General features: G+C 47.9%; 10 protein-coding genes. 3 read left to right on the top strand and 7 right to left on the bottom strand.

Annotated features, from left to right (window positions below):
- Positions 1–93: 93 nt before the first annotated feature.
- Positions 94–921, top strand: coding sequence for a class I SAM-dependent methyltransferase (locus ACYCSE_RS10845; protein WP_459702236.1), 828 nt, complete (start codon positions 94–96; stop codon positions 919–921).
- 168 nt (positions 922–1,089) lie between these two features.
- Here the strand turns inward: ACYCSE_RS10845 and ACYCSE_RS10840 are convergent, their stop codons facing one another.
- The 7 genes from ACYCSE_RS10840 to ACYCSE_RS10810 all read right to left on the bottom strand — a co-directional run bounded on the left by ACYCSE_RS10840 (position 1,090) and on the right by ACYCSE_RS10810 (position 10,235).
- Entirely contained in the window at positions 1,090–1,836 is a 747-nt protein-coding gene (locus ACYCSE_RS10840; protein WP_165179626.1) for a glycerophosphodiester phosphodiesterase, read from the bottom strand.
- An 88-nt stretch (positions 1,837–1,924) separates the two neighbouring features.
- Complete coding sequence (locus ACYCSE_RS10835) at positions 1,925–2,986, bottom strand: hypothetical protein (protein ID WP_322174059.1); 1,062 nt, start codon at positions 2,984–2,986, stop codon at positions 1,925–1,927.
- Between the two features lie 24 nt (positions 2,987–3,010).
- The gene (locus ACYCSE_RS10830; RefSeq protein WP_459702232.1) at positions 3,011–4,906 is read right to left on the bottom strand and encodes an HSP90 family protein; all 1,896 of its coding nucleotides are present in this window, start codon (positions 4,904–4,906) and stop codon (positions 3,011–3,013) included.
- 420 nt (positions 4,907–5,326) lie between these two features.
- Positions 5,327–6,841, bottom strand: a complete 1,515-nt coding sequence (arfA, locus tag ACYCSE_RS10825) for an arabinosylfuranosidase ArfA (protein ID WP_023986630.1) — start codon at positions 6,839–6,841, stop codon at positions 5,327–5,329.
- 346 nt (positions 6,842–7,187) lie between these two features.
- A complete protein-coding gene (locus tag ACYCSE_RS10820; RefSeq protein WP_322174065.1) occupies positions 7,188–8,042 on the bottom strand; it encodes a carbohydrate ABC transporter permease in 855 nt (284 codons plus the stop codon).
- Between the two features lie 18 nt (positions 8,043–8,060).
- Positions 8,061–8,945: an ABC transporter permease subunit gene (locus ACYCSE_RS10815; RefSeq protein ID WP_235306986.1), complete on the bottom strand. Its 885-nt coding sequence runs from the start codon at positions 8,943–8,945 to the stop codon at positions 8,061–8,063.
- 36 nt (positions 8,946–8,981) lie between these two features.
- Positions 8,982–10,235 (bottom strand): extracellular solute-binding protein, encoded by a 1,254-nt coding sequence (locus ACYCSE_RS10810; protein WP_235306985.1) that lies wholly within the window; start codon positions 10,233–10,235, stop codon positions 8,982–8,984.
- A gap of 537 nt (positions 10,236–10,772) precedes the next feature.
- Between ACYCSE_RS10810 and ACYCSE_RS10805 the strand changes: the two genes are divergently transcribed.
- Both ACYCSE_RS10805 and ACYCSE_RS10800 read left to right on the top strand, forming a co-directional pair.
- Positions 10,773–12,980, top strand: a complete 2,208-nt coding sequence (locus ACYCSE_RS10805; protein WP_459702502.1) for a glycoside hydrolase family 3 N-terminal domain-containing protein — start codon at positions 10,773–10,775, stop codon at positions 12,978–12,980.
- A gap of 13 nt (positions 12,981–12,993) precedes the next feature.
- Positions 12,994–16,434, top strand: a complete 3,441-nt coding sequence (locus ACYCSE_RS10800) for a GH36-type glycosyl hydrolase domain-containing protein (RefSeq protein WP_459702230.1) — start codon at positions 12,994–12,996, stop codon at positions 16,432–16,434.
- The last annotated feature ends 149 nt before the right edge of the window (positions 16,435–16,583 follow it).

Raw genomic sequence — 16,583 nt, 5'->3', positions numbered from 1 at the left:
GATGGATGAACATGTAAACTTGTACAATATAGGAGTACAGCAGCATTTGAATCTACACGGCCGCCCAGTCGAAACTAAGGAGGAAAAGGACCTATGATCCCTGAGGGAAATCTGCAAAGTAATGTGGATCGTTTCAACGGTTTTGCCGACAACTACGATCAGCACCGCCCGGAAGCACCGTCACTCGTCGTGGAAATCATCAGCCGCTATCTGGAGCGAAATGTAGAGTTAGTTGCCGATATTGGCTGCGGTACAGGACTTTCAACTTTCATATGGGAAAACGCCGCTCGGCAAATCGTCGGTATCGAGCCTAACCCGGACATGAGAGGAAAAGCACAGCACAAGCTGGAAACAGCAGGAACGACAATGGCAGAAACCATTTCCTTCAAAAGCGGGTTCTCCAACAACCTGCCCTTTGAAGACGGAACTGTAGACGTCATTACCTGCTCTCAATCCTTTCACTGGATGGACCCCGAGAGCACGCTTCAGGAAGCGGGCAGGGTCTTGGCTCAGGGCGGCGTGTTCGCGGCCTTTGACTGTGACTGGCCTCCGGTGCTGCAATGGCAGATAGAGCAAGCTTATACAGAGCTTATCACCCAAGCGGATACCCTTTTGGAACAGGAAGCCCCAGTAGAGCAACAAGCTCATAAATGGAGCAAGGATCAGCATTTAGCTAATCTGCACCGCAGCGGACACTTCCGATATACCCGGGAGATTGTCTTCCATAACCGTGAGCAGTGTGACGCAGCTCGCTATACAGGGCTCGCTCTCAGCCAAGGGGGTATTCAAAGTCTCTTCAAACTGGGCAATCGAGCGCTTGACGACGATATAGCCCGCTTCGTGAAGCTGGTAGAGAATCATTTTCAGGGCAGAACACTAGATATCCTGTTCAGCTATCGCATGCGGCTCGGCATCAAGTAGAAAGGAATCAAGGTCATCGTGGATGATACGATCTTCGGCTTAAGGCAAAAAAAGACTCTCCCTCGCCTCGTAAAAACGAGTGCGTATAGGAGAGTCTTTTTCACTTCAATAAATAGTCACAGTCATATCCCTGCAAACCTAAGTCGCAGTTCCGCTGTGTGTTTCGACTTAGGAAGAGCGAACAGCCAACAAATGCGCCAACCGATCAGGATAGTCCGTGATGATGCCGTTCACCCCGGCCTCCAGCAGACGCTTCATTTCTTCCGGTTCATTCACCGTCCATGGATGGTAGACGACGCCTAATGCCAAAGCCTCTGATACAGCTTCTGGTGTAACAACTTGTTTGTAGGCATGAAGTGCTGTAACTCCGAACTGGGTTGCATACTCCGATGGGCGAACCATAATTTCAATATACAGCGCCCCCGTCTTGATCTCAGGAGCAAGCTGCGCACAGAGCGCCAGCGATTCGTGATTGAAGCTGGATATGATTACCCGCTGTTCCAACCCAAAACGCTTCACAGCAGCAATGACCTCTTCCTCCATTCCCGGATAGAGATAAATGCTATTTTTCAACTCTAAATTAATAATTGTATTCGAGGACTGGGCTAGTTCCAGCAGCTCATCCAGCATTGGCACCCGCTCACCTCGGAATTTCTCATCAAACCAGCTGCCCGCATCCAGTTTATTTAATTCTTCTAGCGTAATATCCTTTACATCCAGTGAGCAACCTGTCGTACGCTTCAGCGACTCATCGTGAATTAGCACCAGATGCCCATCTTGGGTGCGCTGCACATCCGTTTCTATACCTGTTGCTCCCAGTTCCAAGGCGTGGCGGAATGCCGCCATCGTATTCTCGGGACATACACCTGAAGCTCCGCGGTGTGCGAAATTAATCACCTTTTCGGTTACAGTCACAACATAACCCCTCCTGTCATTTCACAGGAACATTATACCTGCTCATTGTTTGGGCTGTATAAAGTATTCGTCACAGCTACCACTTCTTCTATGCCGTTTGAACAATTTTCCCGATCCAATCGGAATAAAACGTATTCCCGTTCCGTCGATCAAAATCAGCCGCCGCTGACTCTGCCAGTGGCCTAAAATACGCAATGATTTCTGCCAATGTGCGATCCTCTCTAGCCCATTCCAAGGAAGCCGGCAACCGGATCAACCGTTTTTCTCCCGAAGTATCCAACTTTTGCAGTAGACTCACCATCGTCGCGTAAAAATACATCTGCTCCAGCCCGCTCTCATAGTCCAGCGCCATATGTAGATGACGCTCTACCACTTCGATTCCTTGAATCGGATCAGCAATCGCCAAATATTCGATATGCTCCGCTATCGTTTTCAGGAAGTCGCGTTCATCCCGAATTAGGCGATAGCCTTTGCGATGATTGTCCTTTGCCTGATCAACCTCGCCTTGACGATAGAGCGGCAATAATACCTGAGAAAGCGTCACATGCGGTACTTCTGCACATTTCATGCGACCCGACAAAATCGGTTTTGCCACGGCAAGCGCCTGCTCGTCTTCTCCGGTCAAGTAGTAGAAACGCACCATCTGGCTTTGCTCGCAGGCCTCACAATCACTCATACTGTCCCGCTCGACCGAGCGGAAGGTATCCAGATATCGCCGTGCTTCATCCAGTTCACCCATGTCCATCGCGATGCGGAACTTATAATAGTAATATGGACGCTCATTATACCCATATTCGGCATAACGTCTGCGCATATCCTCCGCCAGATCTTCTATTTGAGTCTTCGATATATTGGAAAAGCTGCACACCTTACCGAGTATCCATTTGTAATTCCACAACAGCTCATCTGCGTCGTATTCCTCTGGATTTTGATCAAATTGGCCCAACTGCCACGAAAAAGCAATCAGCGACTTCAATGGATATCCGTTAAAAATAGCGCAGTCCACAATCTCTCCCCGGATTTCATAAGCAAGTTCCTTCAACCCGGAAGTGTCTGCCAAGCGGACAGCTTCTTCCAGAATCGCCAGCTTTGCTGCACCCCCGGGCAGATCCTGCGCCTGTTCCATCAATTCATATATCGTATCTTCCATTTGGCTCCCCCTATAATTACGCAATTACGCATTTTGTCCATTCCCTAATCCCCAATTGATAAAATGCAGCACACTCCGATTCATCAGTCCCAACTCACTGCGGTTCATCGGGTAGTGCCCCATCATAAGCGCATTCACATACATCATTTCTGTAGCTGCCGTGACCATCTGCGTATCGGTAGCTTCAAGAATCCGCGCCACCACCGGGTTGTTCAGATTAAAGTATAAGGTGGAATAGCCCGAATTTTGCTGGACTCCTGCTTTCAGACTATCAAGCACATTGGAAAAAAGTGAGGTTGTCTCCTCAACCGTGTTTTCCATGGAGCGCAAGGTCAGGGCATCCTGAGAAATGGTATACAACACTGGCAAACTCGCAGGTTCAAAACGCTTCAACTCAGCACGGCAACGCATCGGCTGCAAAGCAGCATCCATGACACGTAGCACACCGTAATAACTCTCGCGCTCTTCCTGCGTTAGCCCGGTAAATGAAAGGGATACTTCCTCAGGGCTAAGACGCTCTGTTTGCAGGTTCGGGTCAATCCAATGCAGCCTTTCCAATATGTCTGAATCATAAATATAGCCGCCATTGATCACCAACATGGATTGCGCCGCCGCCACATGCGTAATCTGACGATACTCATCTACTGTCGATGTGTAATGCAGTGGACGTCCGTCCGCCTCTCGGATCAGTTCTTTCAGCTCACGCCGCCCAAATGTACTTTCGAAGGAAAACCAACGGTACATTATCCGCAAAAATTCATCATCCTCCACGGCGAGCGCCTTCATGGACAGCTCATGCAAACGAATCCAGTGCTGCAAGCGGTCTGGCTCATACTGCGCCATGCGTAGCAGTTCTTCCCGAATACAGGTTCCCAGTTCAGAACGAACATCGTCAAGCTGCTCATTTTCATAAAAATACTCACGTGATGCCGTTGGTTGCAATTCATCTGTCCAAATCAGGCTTTTAATGAAGAATGCCCATTCCGGCAAAACATTTTCCGCCTTGTCGGACACCAGCATATGCTTCAGGTACACCCGATGCAGCCGCTTGCTGTTCAGATTAACACTGCGAGGCAAAATGAATGCAATCCCGCCTGTTCTGCCCGATGCCGTCCGCAACGGTATAAAATCACTGAAGCGCTCGCCCATCAGACGATAGCCTAAATCCAGTACCTCACTACGGCGACTCCGTAATTGCTCTGGGTCCTGCATCCAGCTCGTCGACGGAAGATTGACGCGCTTGGTCTCCCCATCTACAGACAGCATGACCGGATACGGCAGCAACGCCCCATAATAGAATAAAGACTCCTCTACGTGCGCTGGCTCATAATAAAACTCACTTCCCGGCTTGCAGCGCAAATAAATTTGCGTCCCTACAGGCAGCTCGGTTTCCAATCGACGAATCGTATACGTCCCATCTGGCTTCCCTCTCCATTCCATGGAGATGCCTTCCTTCACCGAGCGGGTCAGCACTACAATTTCATCGCTCACCATAAAGCAGGATAGCAACCCAATTCCAAAGCGTCCGATAAACGAAGTCTCAGAAGCCAGCAAATCGGCTCCCTTCTTGGAAGACTGACCGATGATCGACAAAAAACGGTGAATGTCTTCTTCTGACAATCCAATGCCGTTATCCTGAATCATCAATACCTGCTGTTCCCCGGAACCAGATAACTCCACGATGACTTTACCTTCATAGTCGTTACTCTCAGAAGCTGTATCTTCAAGGGCCTTGTCTTCTTGTAATACATTACTTTCAGCAGCAACCTTCCGCAGCTCCTTGCGAGCCGTGATCGCATCTGTTGCATTTTGCAGAACCTCACGTATAAACACTCGCGGACTGCTATATAAATGATTGGCCAAAATATCAATCATACCGCCCAAGTTCACTTGAAAACGATATTGGTCTGTCTGACTCATACAGATCATTCCTTTCTCGAAATGCTACAATCATCATCTGGTTTTAAATAGACTGTCTTTTAAAGTATAACGTGGATTTAAGTCGGATTGCACACCCTGCATTTCAGATATCAGTACGTTGACAACGATATAATAGGGTCTTTTTTCACCTGGGAAGTATGGCACTGGGTCTAATTAACTTCATAAAAATGTACGGAGTACGAGCACTTAGTGAATAAGGATCATCTTTGTCTAGTTAAATTTAGTAATAAACATAATATTTATTTAAAATCCACCCTTCTCTTAGAAACCTATATCTATGGAGGGACAAATGGCTCATTTTACGCAAAAAGCTCGCATTGCCGCTCTTGTAATACTCTTACAAGAGCGGATGCGAGCTTATTTAGATACAGTCGAAGCTGTACCTTTTACAGAAGAGAATTAATGAGACTTAGCGAGACGGATAACGTTCCACGAAGCTTTGCCCAAATGAGCTTTTACAATTCCGTCTTCAAGCTTAGCATTGCCGCCGTTGTGAGGCGTAACTTTTTCACCAGCTGGACTGTTGGTCGCTTTAAGATCATCATGCTCCAATACAGTATGCTCGACAATGCGGTAGCCTTCAAAACTGCGTACATCTACTGTCAGCTCCAGCGATTCAGACAAATGACGGTTCACTGCAAAGACAGTCAGTGCGTCTCCCTCTTCATCATAAACTACAGCGCTGTCCAGATAAGGAATGTCTGTGAAGTCCTTGGAATCGTATTTTTCCGAATCCACGACAGGCATCAGCGATATCCCACGACCATAACGGGAGGCGTGCAAATATGGATAGAAAATCGTTTGTTTCCACGCCTTTCCGTTATTCTCGGTCATGATCGGCGCAATAACGTTAACCAGTTGGGCGAGGCAAGCCATTTTCACACGATCCGCGTGGCGCAGGAACGTAATCAACATACTGCCTACCAACAATGCATCCTCAAAGTTATAGATATCCTCAAGCTGCGGCGGTGCCACAGACCACGGATCAATTTTTTTATCCGCATCATTGGAGTGGTACCATACGTTCCATTCGTCAAAGCTGAGCATCATTTTCTTCTTGCTGCGTTTCTTTGCTTTGATATAGTCACAAGTCGAAATGACCGTATGAATAAAATGATCCATATCCATGGAGCGTGCCAGGTAATTAGCCGTATCATTGTCATGATTGCCGTAGTATTGGTGCAAGGAAATATAGTCCGCTACCTCATAGGTATGATCAAGGGTGGTTGCTTCCCATTCCGGGAACGTCGGCATTGTGGAACTGGAGCTGCCACAGGATACAAGCTCAATGTCAGGATCAATCAGCTTCATGGCTTTTGCAGATTCTACAGCCAGGCGGCCATATTCTTCTGCTGTCTTGTGACCAATCTGCCATGGGCCATCCATCTCGTTACCAAGACACCAGGTTTTAATCTTATGTGGTTGCTCTACACCGTGACTACGACGTAGATCACTCCAGTAGGAGCCGCCTGTGTGGTTGCAATATTCCACCAGATTACGCGCAGCATCAATTCCGCGCGTACCCAGATTAACTGCCATCATGACTTCGGAACCTACATCCTTGGCCCACTTGAAAAATTCATTCGTACCCACTTCATTCGGCTCGACCGTTCTCCACGCCAGCTCCAACTGTCTAGGTCTTGACGCGACAGGGCCGACACCGTCCTCCCAATTGTAACCGGATACAAAGTTGCCTCCCGGATAGCGTATAATAGGAACATCGAGCTGTTTTACCAACTCTTTAACATCATTTCGGAAACCGCTTTCATCACTGGTTGAATGAGTAGGCTCGTAAATGCCACCATATACGGCACGCCCGAGATGCTCTACAAAAGAGCCATAAATGCGTTTATCGACTTCAGCAATACGAAAAGATTTGTCTACGATCATCTTTGCTTTTACAGCTGCTGCCACCTAAACCATCCTCTCTGAATGCGAAAATAAAATCCGTTGTACCACCAAGACTAAGAAGCCGTTTTATTTACGGTTTTAATATAACACACCATATTTATTATGGTCAATATTATTATTAAATACTTAATGTATTTATTAATGTTTAGAATAAACGATAAGCAATTGGTTACGTATTTCTAAGTGTTTCGTTTTATAAACAAACTTATTGAGTGAATAACCCTTTTCTAAATAGTAATAGTTGTCCTGCTGATCATATTTCCATTAGAGTAAACGGCGTAGTCTCGTTGGTTTAGAACCAAGAAACTACGCCGTTACTATGTTCAGCCTATAGTTCGTCACTACACTATTACTTAATCCCCGAAATCGTATAGTTCTCAATAATATACTTTTGAAAAACAATGAAGATAATCATGATCGGAACGACCATGAAGGTCGAGCCTGCCATTTGAAGGGCAAATTGACTTTCGTTCTGCCCCTTGAGCAGTGACAACCCGACGGACAAGGTGTACAGCTTCTCATCGTTCGCAATAATGAGCGGCCACAGGAAGCTATTCCATCCACCGATAAAGGTTAAAATGGCCTGTACTGCCAGAATTGGCGTCGAGATAGGCAATACGATTTGCAGAAAAGTACGGAACTCCCCTGCTCCATCGAGACGTGTCGCCTCCAGCAATTCTTCCGGGATATCGGACATGAACTGCCGGAACAGGAAGATCGCGAACGCACCTACCAATCCAGGCAGGACAATCCCTAGCATGGAATTGGTCAACCCCATCTGGTTCAGAATCAAATAGACGGGAATCATCGTCACTTGGCCTGGAATCATCATCGTTGCCAGTACCAGATAGAACAGAAACCCTTTGCCTTTAAATTGGAATTTGGCAAAACCATAACCCGCCATGGCATTCAGGAATAATCCAAAGAAGGAAGCTAAAACAATAATCAGCGTATTCGCCAGATAGGTTCCAAAAGCCATGCTATCGAATAGTAATTTAAAATTATCCAGTGTAAAGTGCTGCGGCCAGATGGTCGGAGGAATTTTGGTTACCTCCCCCTCTGTCTTAAAGGAGGATAGAATCATCCACGCAAAAGGCAGCACCATCAACAGACCTCCCACGGTCAGGAGAATCGCCACGAACCATTGAAATGTTTTTTCACCACTGCGCGTATTGGCGCGGGCTTGCTGAACAGCTGTTTTCACGTTCATCACCTCTCTCTATCAGGACTCCGCTTTATTTTGCAAACGGAACTGAATCAGCGTTACCGCGATGATCGCGAAGAACAGAATGAACGATCCCGCCGCGGCATACCCGAATTTACTAAATTGGAAGCCGTTATTGTAAATGAACAAGGATGCCGTCAGCGTGCCGTCCAGCGGTTTCCCTTTGGTCATGACAAAAGGTTCCTCGAAAAATTGCAGCCAGCCGATCATCGTCGTGATGGACACGAAGAAAATAGCGTAACGAAGCTGCGGAAGCGTAATATAACGAATTTGCTGCCATGTATTGGCCCCGTCAAGCTGTGCCGCTTCATAATAAGAGCCCGGAATCCCTTTAATAGCCGCAATAAAAATAATCATGTTTAAGCCGATGCCCCGCCAAACCGCTAACACAATCAGCGAAATTTTCGCTACTGTTGGATCGGTCAGCCATGGGACGGGACCTAAATTCATCAGACCAAGTACGTAGTTGAATAATCCAAGCGTCGGATTATACAGATAGCTCCAAACCACTGCGACCGCAACCACATTCGTTACGGACGGCAGATAGAACACGACGCGGAATACTTTGAAAGCACGTGATTTCCCCATGTTAATCAGAATCGCGATGCTAAGCGAAAATATCAGCACCAACGGAACACCGATGATGACGAAGAACAGGGTATTACCAAGGGACTTTATAAAGGAAGGGTCCAAAAGCACGTTCGTGTAATTTTCCAATCCTATAAAGCGAATACTTTCATAATTAACGAGTCCGGACAGATCCATATCCGTGAAGCTGATCACGAGCGCCAGTAGTATCGGCAACAACGAAAACAGCGTTAACAGGATGATGGAGGGACCGATAAACAAGTATGGCGCAAGCTTCTGCGAGCTTCCTTTCATGCCTTCACTCCCTTTGACAATGACGGATATGGATCATTATTTTTTCATTATACTTGCAGCCTGCTGATTAAAGTCATCCATTTCCTTCTGTACATCGGCATGACCGCGGTAAATACGTTCGAAGCTCTTGATGAATTGTTGAGAAACCTCTTCCCATGCGGCCAGTTGCGGCAATGCTGCGGAATGATCCAACTGTTTGCGAATCGTCCGAAGCATCGGATCACTCTTCAGTTTGGCATCTTCCCACGATTTAGTAGTTGCAGGCAAGTTACTGGACAGATCCATCCATTTCAGCTGTGTTTCTGGTTTGCTCATGTAAGCCAGGAATTTGGCCGACTCCTCTGGGTGCTTGCTGAATTTCATAATTGAAAGGTTGGCTCCACCCAAAACGGACAGGTTGTTTACTTTGCCAGGAAGCTCCGCTATATTCCACTTACCTTCCAATTCTGGTGCCTTGCTCTTGATTTCTTTAATCATGAAGGGACCGCTGATAAACATTGGAACGATACCCTCGCCTTGCAAACCTTGAACGGAATCAATTCCAATATCCACTGCGTTAGAGCCATTTTGGAAAAAGGTATTCACATACTTCACAGCATCCACAAACGGTGGTTGATTGAACAGCGGATTGCCCTGCTCGTCAACCAGCTTGGAACCGTTCTGGAGAGCAAACATAAAGCCCATAGACTGCTCCTTTGCACTAAAGGAGATGCCATATTTGCCTTTGCCCCGAGCCGCCAGCTTTTGAGCAGCATCGGAAAGCTCTTCCCACGTTTTAGGCGCTTCATTATATCCGACTTGTTTCAGTAGGTCAGAACGATAGAACAAAACTCTCGTTTCAGTGTACCAAGGCACACCGACTGGTTTCCCTTCAAATTTTGTCGTACCTACAGCACCCTCGAAGAAATTCTTCGATTCCAGTTCAGGATACTTGCTGATATAAGGGCTAATATCCGTCAATGCACCCGCTGACGCAAGTTCGGGAACCCATGATGTACCTAACTGAACCACGTCCGGACCGGATTTTGAAGCAACTGCTGTCAGCAGCTTATCGTGAGCGTTATCCCAAGGCAACGCCTGTACATCAACGTGAATATCTGGATTTTCTTTCTCAAAATCTTTTACAATTTCAGGAAGCAGTTTTCCTTCTGCTCCCATGCCCCACATGGTGATGGTCGTCTTGCCGTTCGCATCTTTGCCAGACGAATCATCCTTGGACGAGCAGCCTGCCAGCGCGCCCCCCAGTAATAAGGTACTTGCCAAAATGATCCCCAACGTTCTTTTCATCATACGAATTCCTCCCGAGATGATCGGTTTACCGATCATGCAATATGATAACGGATTCAAATACGAGGATTTTGCAAAAATACAATAATTGATTGGAATCGAATTTTGCAAAATCCTGATGCATGTAAATACATAGCGATTAAAGCATACCGCTATAACACTTATGTTCAAAGCACAAGGACCATACCCGTCAATAGAAACGTTTCGATAGTCATTATAGAACAAATTGAAACCGTATTCAATAGCAATATTATTTTTTGTTTGTTCGGAATCCTGACTTTTTTTCGTTTTTATCATCTTTATTACGCTATTTAGCCTATAAAAACCCGCTGAATTGGATTTGACTCTCCATTTGAAAGCGTATATAATCCAACTGAGTTCAACAATAGAAACGTTTCGATTAATAATACGACAGAATATTATGCTTCTATACTAGCTATTAGCCTGTTCAGCACTTTTTTGAATCATCTTTATCCAAAAAATCTCATGAATCTGAAAAAGAGAGCTGTCCACCAACAATACAGCTTATGGAGGATTATGATGGAACAACACCTGAATTCCTATTTAGAAAACATGACGCTTGAAGAAAAAGTCGATCAACTGCTACAGCTTGTAGGTGCCTTCTTTGAAGAAGCGGGAACAGATAGTCAAATTACCGGTCCTATGGCTTCTCTCGGCATCACAGAAAAAAATGTCCATAACGTCGGTTCCGCGCTTGGCCTCGCAGGGGCTAAAGAAGCGATTCGTGTTCAGCAGGCTCATTTGAGTAAAAACCGTCTGGGTATTCCGCTTTTAATTATGGCAGATATTGTACACGGCTTCAAAACGATTTTCCCTATACCGCTGGCTATTGGTTGCTCATGGGATATGCAGCTGGCAGAAGAGAGCGCTACCATTGCTGCCCGAGAAGCGGCTGTATCCGGTGTTCACGTCACATTCGCCCCTATGGTCGATCTGGTGCGTGACCCGCGCTGGGGCCGTGTGATGGAATCTACAGGGGAAGACCCTTACCTCAACAGCGAATTTGCTCGAGCGTTTGTGCGTGGGTTTCAGGGTAAAGATCTGACGAACGATACCGACCGGGTCGCCGCATGCGTGAAGCATTTTGCCGCATATGGAGCTGGCGAAGGCGGACGGGATTACAATACTGTAGATGTATCCGCATGGCAGCTGCGAGAGTATTATCTCCCCTCTTACAAAGCTGCTTTAGATGAAGGCTGTGAAATTGTGATGACATCCTTCAATACCGTAGAAGGCGTAGCCGCAACGGGCAATAAGCGCCTGATGCGTGATTTGCTTCGTGATGAATGGGGCTTTAATGGTGTACTCATTTCGGATTGGGCCGCCATCAAGGAGCTTATCCCTCACGGCATCGCCGAGGATGAGCGCGAGGCAGCGAAGAAGGCACTGCTGGCTGGCGTAGATATCGAAATGATGACCTCCTGCTATAACGGGCATCTGCCTGAGCTGGTTCGTAGCGGACAGCTGGATGAAGCGCTCATTGATGAAGCCGTGATGCGTATATTGAAGCTCAAGCAAAAGCTGGGCTTGTTCGAAAACCCGCTACGCGGCGCAGACCCTGAGCGTGAACGTGAAGTTGTGTTCTGCGAAGCCCATCGTGCGGTTGCCAAAGAACTAGCCATTAAATCATGCGTGCTGCTCAAAAATGATTCCGTTAAATCATGCGTGCTGCTCAAAAATGATTCCGTTCTTCCATTGAATCGCAATCAACGTATTGCATTGATCGGACCTTTTGCAGAGAGCGGCGATATTCTGGGTTCTTGGTCGTGGAGCGGTTCACAAGAGGAAGCCATTCGTGTTGTTGACGGGTTCCAATCGAAAATATCCTCCTCGCTGCTCACGGTAGCGGCAGGATGCTCTATCGACGATATGACTGAGGAGCAATATACAGAAGCTCTGCAAGCTGCCAGCCAAGCAGAGGTTATCGTGTTGGCGCTTGGAGAGCGCTCGGATATGAGTGGTGAAGCAGGCAGCCGTTCCAATATTCGCTTGCCACAAGCCCAGTTGGAACTGGTGAAGCGCCTGAAGACGCTGAACAAGCCTATGGTAGCCGTACTATTTAATGGTCGTCCGTTGGATTTGCACGGTGTTATTGAAGAAGTAGACGCTGTACTGGAAGCCTGGTTCCCTGGTGGCGAAGGCGGCGCGGCGATTGCCGATTTGTTGTACGGTGATGCCGAACCTACGGGTCGCCTGACCATGTCATTCCCGCAATCGGTCGGACAGGTGCCCGTGTATTACAATCATTTTAATACAGGACGCCCGCAGCTAGACCCGAATACAAAAGAACGTTACGTCTCCCAATACCTAGACGTACCGAACGAACCTTTATTCCCGTTCGGCTATGGACTGAGCTACACCAATGTAGCCTATGACAGCGTACAGCTTTCCGGCGACACTCTTACTCCCGGTCAGGAACTGACCGTTAAAGTGCAGGTAACGAACACAGGAACGCGTCCAGTCGAGGAAACTGTCCAGTTCTATATTCGTGATATCAGCGGTGATACGGTTCGCCCAATGAAAGAACTGAAAGATTTCTGCAAAGTCCTTCTTGCCCCAGGCGAAAGCCGGGAAGTGGAATTTACAGTGACCGAGCCTCAGCTGCGCTATCATCATGCAGATTTGAGCTTTGACAGTGACAGCGGTGAATTTGCCGTCTTTACAGGACCTAACAGCCGAGATACTACAGAAGGCCGTTTTCGGTTAGTAAAAGAAACAGGAAAGTGAGGCGTACCCTATAATGAATACAAGTCTGGATCAAAATATTTTGCTGCGGGCCGGCGACCTGTCTTTTACCTTCTTGAGCAGTGGTGATGTGTATAAGATCGCCCACGGCTCAACGATGATCAACCAACTGTTGACCAATTCAGTCGACGGTTCCTTGAACAATCTGTACTTGAGATTGTACCGTCCGTCCGGTGTAAGTATCACTCCCCTACTTGGGGTTCGCTCACCGGGAGTAATCCGACAAACGGATCAGCAGATTATTTGGGAAGGTTTCACCGCTGGTGTAGGCTATCAGGTGACCTTCACGCTAAGCCGCCTGGGAGTATGGTTCTGGGATGTAACCCTACAGGGCGATGACGTGGAAGCAGATGTCGTGTACGGTCAGGATATCGGCATTGCCGATACCGCTGCTGTGCGCAGTAATGAAGCTTATTTATCTCAATATATTGACCACACCGTGTATCATGATGAACAAAGAGGCTATACCGTTTGCTCACGTCAAAACCAGCCTCAAAGTCAGGCATTCCCATACATTCAACAAGGCTCGTTAACCCGCACTGTTGGTTACTCGACTGACGGATTTCAGTTCTTTGGACTTTCGTACAAAGAAACGAATGAGCCTGAAGCACTCCGTCGCGATTCGCTCGCCAATGAAGTGTACCAATACGAATTCGCCTATACCGCGTTGCAATCTGAGCGGGTGAAACTGGCTGGGGAAGCTCGCTTTACTTTTTACGGTCTGTTCCAGCCCAATCATCCAGCCGCAGTGACAAAGCTGGAGTATCAGGAAATGGTGACAAAAGCACGTGACGAAGTAGCTGCCATTCTAGTAGACGCTTCCGAGACCATCATACCGGTACGCGCGGCAAGTGATCTTCAGGCAGGGCGTGTGGCTCCAGCTCAAACCATCGGTGAGCCGCTGCGTACATTGGACTTGACCGATGCCGAAGTGGATCAACTTTTCCCCAAACGGCAGGAAGAAGAACGGGATGGCGATGAACTACTTTCCTTTTTCACGGACAGCTATGAGCATGTCGTACTCAAATCCAAAGAGCTTCGTGTAGAGCGTCCCCATGGGCACATTTTAATGGGCGGGCATTACTCAGGAGGTAAGGAAGAAACCATTACAACCACCTCCTATATGTACGGGGTGTTCAATTCCCAACTCGTAATCGGCAATACAAATTTCAACAAAATGATTACCAACGCGCGTAATGCGCTTAATATTCCCAAGACATCCGGTCAACGTATTTATGTCGGAATCCAAGGGAAATACCGCCTGCTCACGATGCCTTCCCTGTTCGAGATTGGCTTCAATTATGTGCGCTGGTATTACAAAACGACAGACGATACATTCATTATTACAAACCATACGAATGTCGATAGCCCAGAAGTACGGCTTCACATGCGTGCGGCGAGTGGCAAAACCTATCCGTTCCTCATCACTCAGCAAATGTCTATGCATGTGAACGAATATGAGCTCCCGTTTCATATGGAACGTGAAGGTGATGCCCTACTCTTCCGGGCAGACTCCGCCTCTCTGAGCGCCGAGGCCTATCCAGACTTGCTGTACCGAATGCACATAGAGGGCGCTCCATTACAGCATGTGAGCGACGCTCACGCATTGCTACAGGGGAAAGCTTCTCCTGATGCGTCTCTGGTTGTGCTGGAGCTGGGTGACAGCAGCGAATGGACCTGCACCGTGCAGGGTTGGCTGAATGGGCTTTCAGCTGGGCAAGAATCAGCGCACAAAGAGCGTCATGCTTCCTTTGAAGATGAGCGCGAGCGCTATCGGGCATATTTTGCCGAGCTTATGAACGGTTTCCATCTGTCGCTGGGTCAACACGAAACGAGCGAGCTATTCCGTGTGAACGCAGTGGCTTGGTGGTACACCCACAATATGCTCGTTCACTACTCTGTGCCTCACGGTCTGGAGCAATACGGCGGTGCAGCCTGGGGAACACGTGATGTGTGTCAGGGGCCTGTGGAATATTTCTCAGCTATGCAAAAGTTCGATGAGGTTCGTTCCATTTTGCTGACTGTTTTCAGCCATCAGTACGAGGACAGCGGAAACTGGCCGCAATGGTTTATGTTTGACAACTATACTCACGTGCAGCAAGAAGAAAGCCATGGAGATATTATCGTCTGGCCACTCAAGGTACTGGGCGACTATTTGACCGCTACCCGTGATTACAGTATTCTGGAAGAAAATGTGCCTTACACCCATCGGCATACTTTCGATTATACCAAGCAGACCGCGACTCTCATGGAACATGCCCTGAAGGAAATCGAATATATTCGCGAGAATTTCCTGCATGATACGTATTTGTCGGCCTATGGCGACGGCGATTGGGATGATACCCTCCAACCAGCCAATGCTCAGCTGAAGCAATACATGGCGAGCAGCTGGACGGTTGCACTCACCTACCAAGTTATTAGTAACTTTGCTGCTGCTTTGGAGCAGGCCCCCGCGGGTGTAGTAAGTGAAGCCGACAAGATCGCACAAGATCTACATCAGATGGCCAATGGCATCCGTAAAGACTTTAACCGCTACATGCTGGAGAGCGGAATTATTCCGGGCTTCGTGTATATGGAAGAGCCCGGCCAACCTAAGCTGATGCTCCATCCGTCTGACACCGAGACAGGAATCCATTATCGGTTGCTGCCGATGACACGCAGCATGATCAGCCAGCTGCTCACGCCTGAGCAAGCATTGGCTCATGAGCAACTCATCCGTGAGCAGTTCCTCTGCCCGGATGGCGTGCGTCTGATGAACCGCCCTGCACAGTATGATGGCGGTGTGAGCTCGCACTTCAAGCGTGCAGAGCAAGCGGCCAACTTCGGACGTGAGGTCGGGCTGCAATATGTGCATGCCCATATTCGCTTTGCGGAAGCGATGGCCAAATTGGGACGCAAGGATGACGCTTGGCACAGCTTGAAGCTCATCAATCCGGTCGGCATACGTGCGTCCGTACCGAATGCCGAATGGCGCCAAAGCAACGCCTATTTCAGCAGCTCGGACGGTAAGTTTAATACCCGCTATGAAGCACAGGAACGGTTTGGTGAACTGCGTGAAGGAGCTGTACCCGTCAAAGGCGGCTGGAGAATCTATTCCAGTGGTCCAGGGATCTATATGAATCAGCTCATATCAAATGTCCTTGGTGTTCGTCAGTCGGGCGAAGATCTGATCCTGGACCCCGTGCTGCCGGAGCATCTCGACGGATTGGAATTTGAATTTTCCTTTGCAGGAAAACCGATCACCTTCGTCTACCGCATGCTGCAAGAGCATACTGGCGGTGAGCAAGGCCGTACAGTATTGAACGGAACACCACTGGAAAGCGTGCCAGCCGATGATAATCGCTACCGCTCCGGTGCCTTGCGCATCAAACGCGAGATTTTCGAGCAAGCCTTGGCAGAACATGACGGTGTACACCGTCTGGAGATTATTTTATAAAGCGTTTTTAATGCTAAATCTGGTATAGGCAACAAAGGGATGGCGATCTTGCGGGATCGCCCTTTGCTGCTTATGTGTAGGACTACGACATTTGGAATAGATATGTGGTTAATAATGAATATACAATAGCAATTATAAGATGGACGACA

The sequence above is a fragment of the Paenibacillus sp. SEL1 genome, from assembly GCF_054602535.1.
This window is presented reverse-complemented; position numbering and strand designations above follow the sequence as displayed.

Bases quoted from the DNA above. Each gene is read 5' to 3' on its own strand.
- ACYCSE_RS10845 (WP_459702236.1), top strand. From the start codon at position 94: ATGATCCCTGAGGGAAATCTGCAAAGTAATGTGGATCGTTTCAACGGT.
- ACYCSE_RS10835 (WP_322174059.1), bottom strand. From the start codon at position 2,986: ATGGAAGATACGATATATGAATTGATGGAACAGGCGCAGGATCTGCCC.
- ACYCSE_RS10830 (WP_459702232.1), bottom strand. From the start codon at position 4,906: ATGAGTCAGACAGACCAATATCGTTTTCAAGTGAACTTGGGCGGTATG.
- ACYCSE_RS10815 (WP_235306986.1), bottom strand. From the start codon at position 8,945: ATGAAAGGAAGCTCGCAGAAGCTTGCGCCATACTTGTTTATCGGTCCC.
- ACYCSE_RS10810 (WP_235306985.1), bottom strand. From the start codon at position 10,235: ATGATGAAAAGAACGTTGGGGATCATTTTGGCAAGTACCTTATTACTG.
- ACYCSE_RS10805 (WP_459702502.1), top strand. From the start codon at position 10,773: ATGGAACAACACCTGAATTCCTATTTAGAAAACATGACGCTTGAAGAA.
- ACYCSE_RS10800 (WP_459702230.1), top strand. From the start codon at position 12,994: ATGAATACAAGTCTGGATCAAAATATTTTGCTGCGGGCCGGCGACCTG.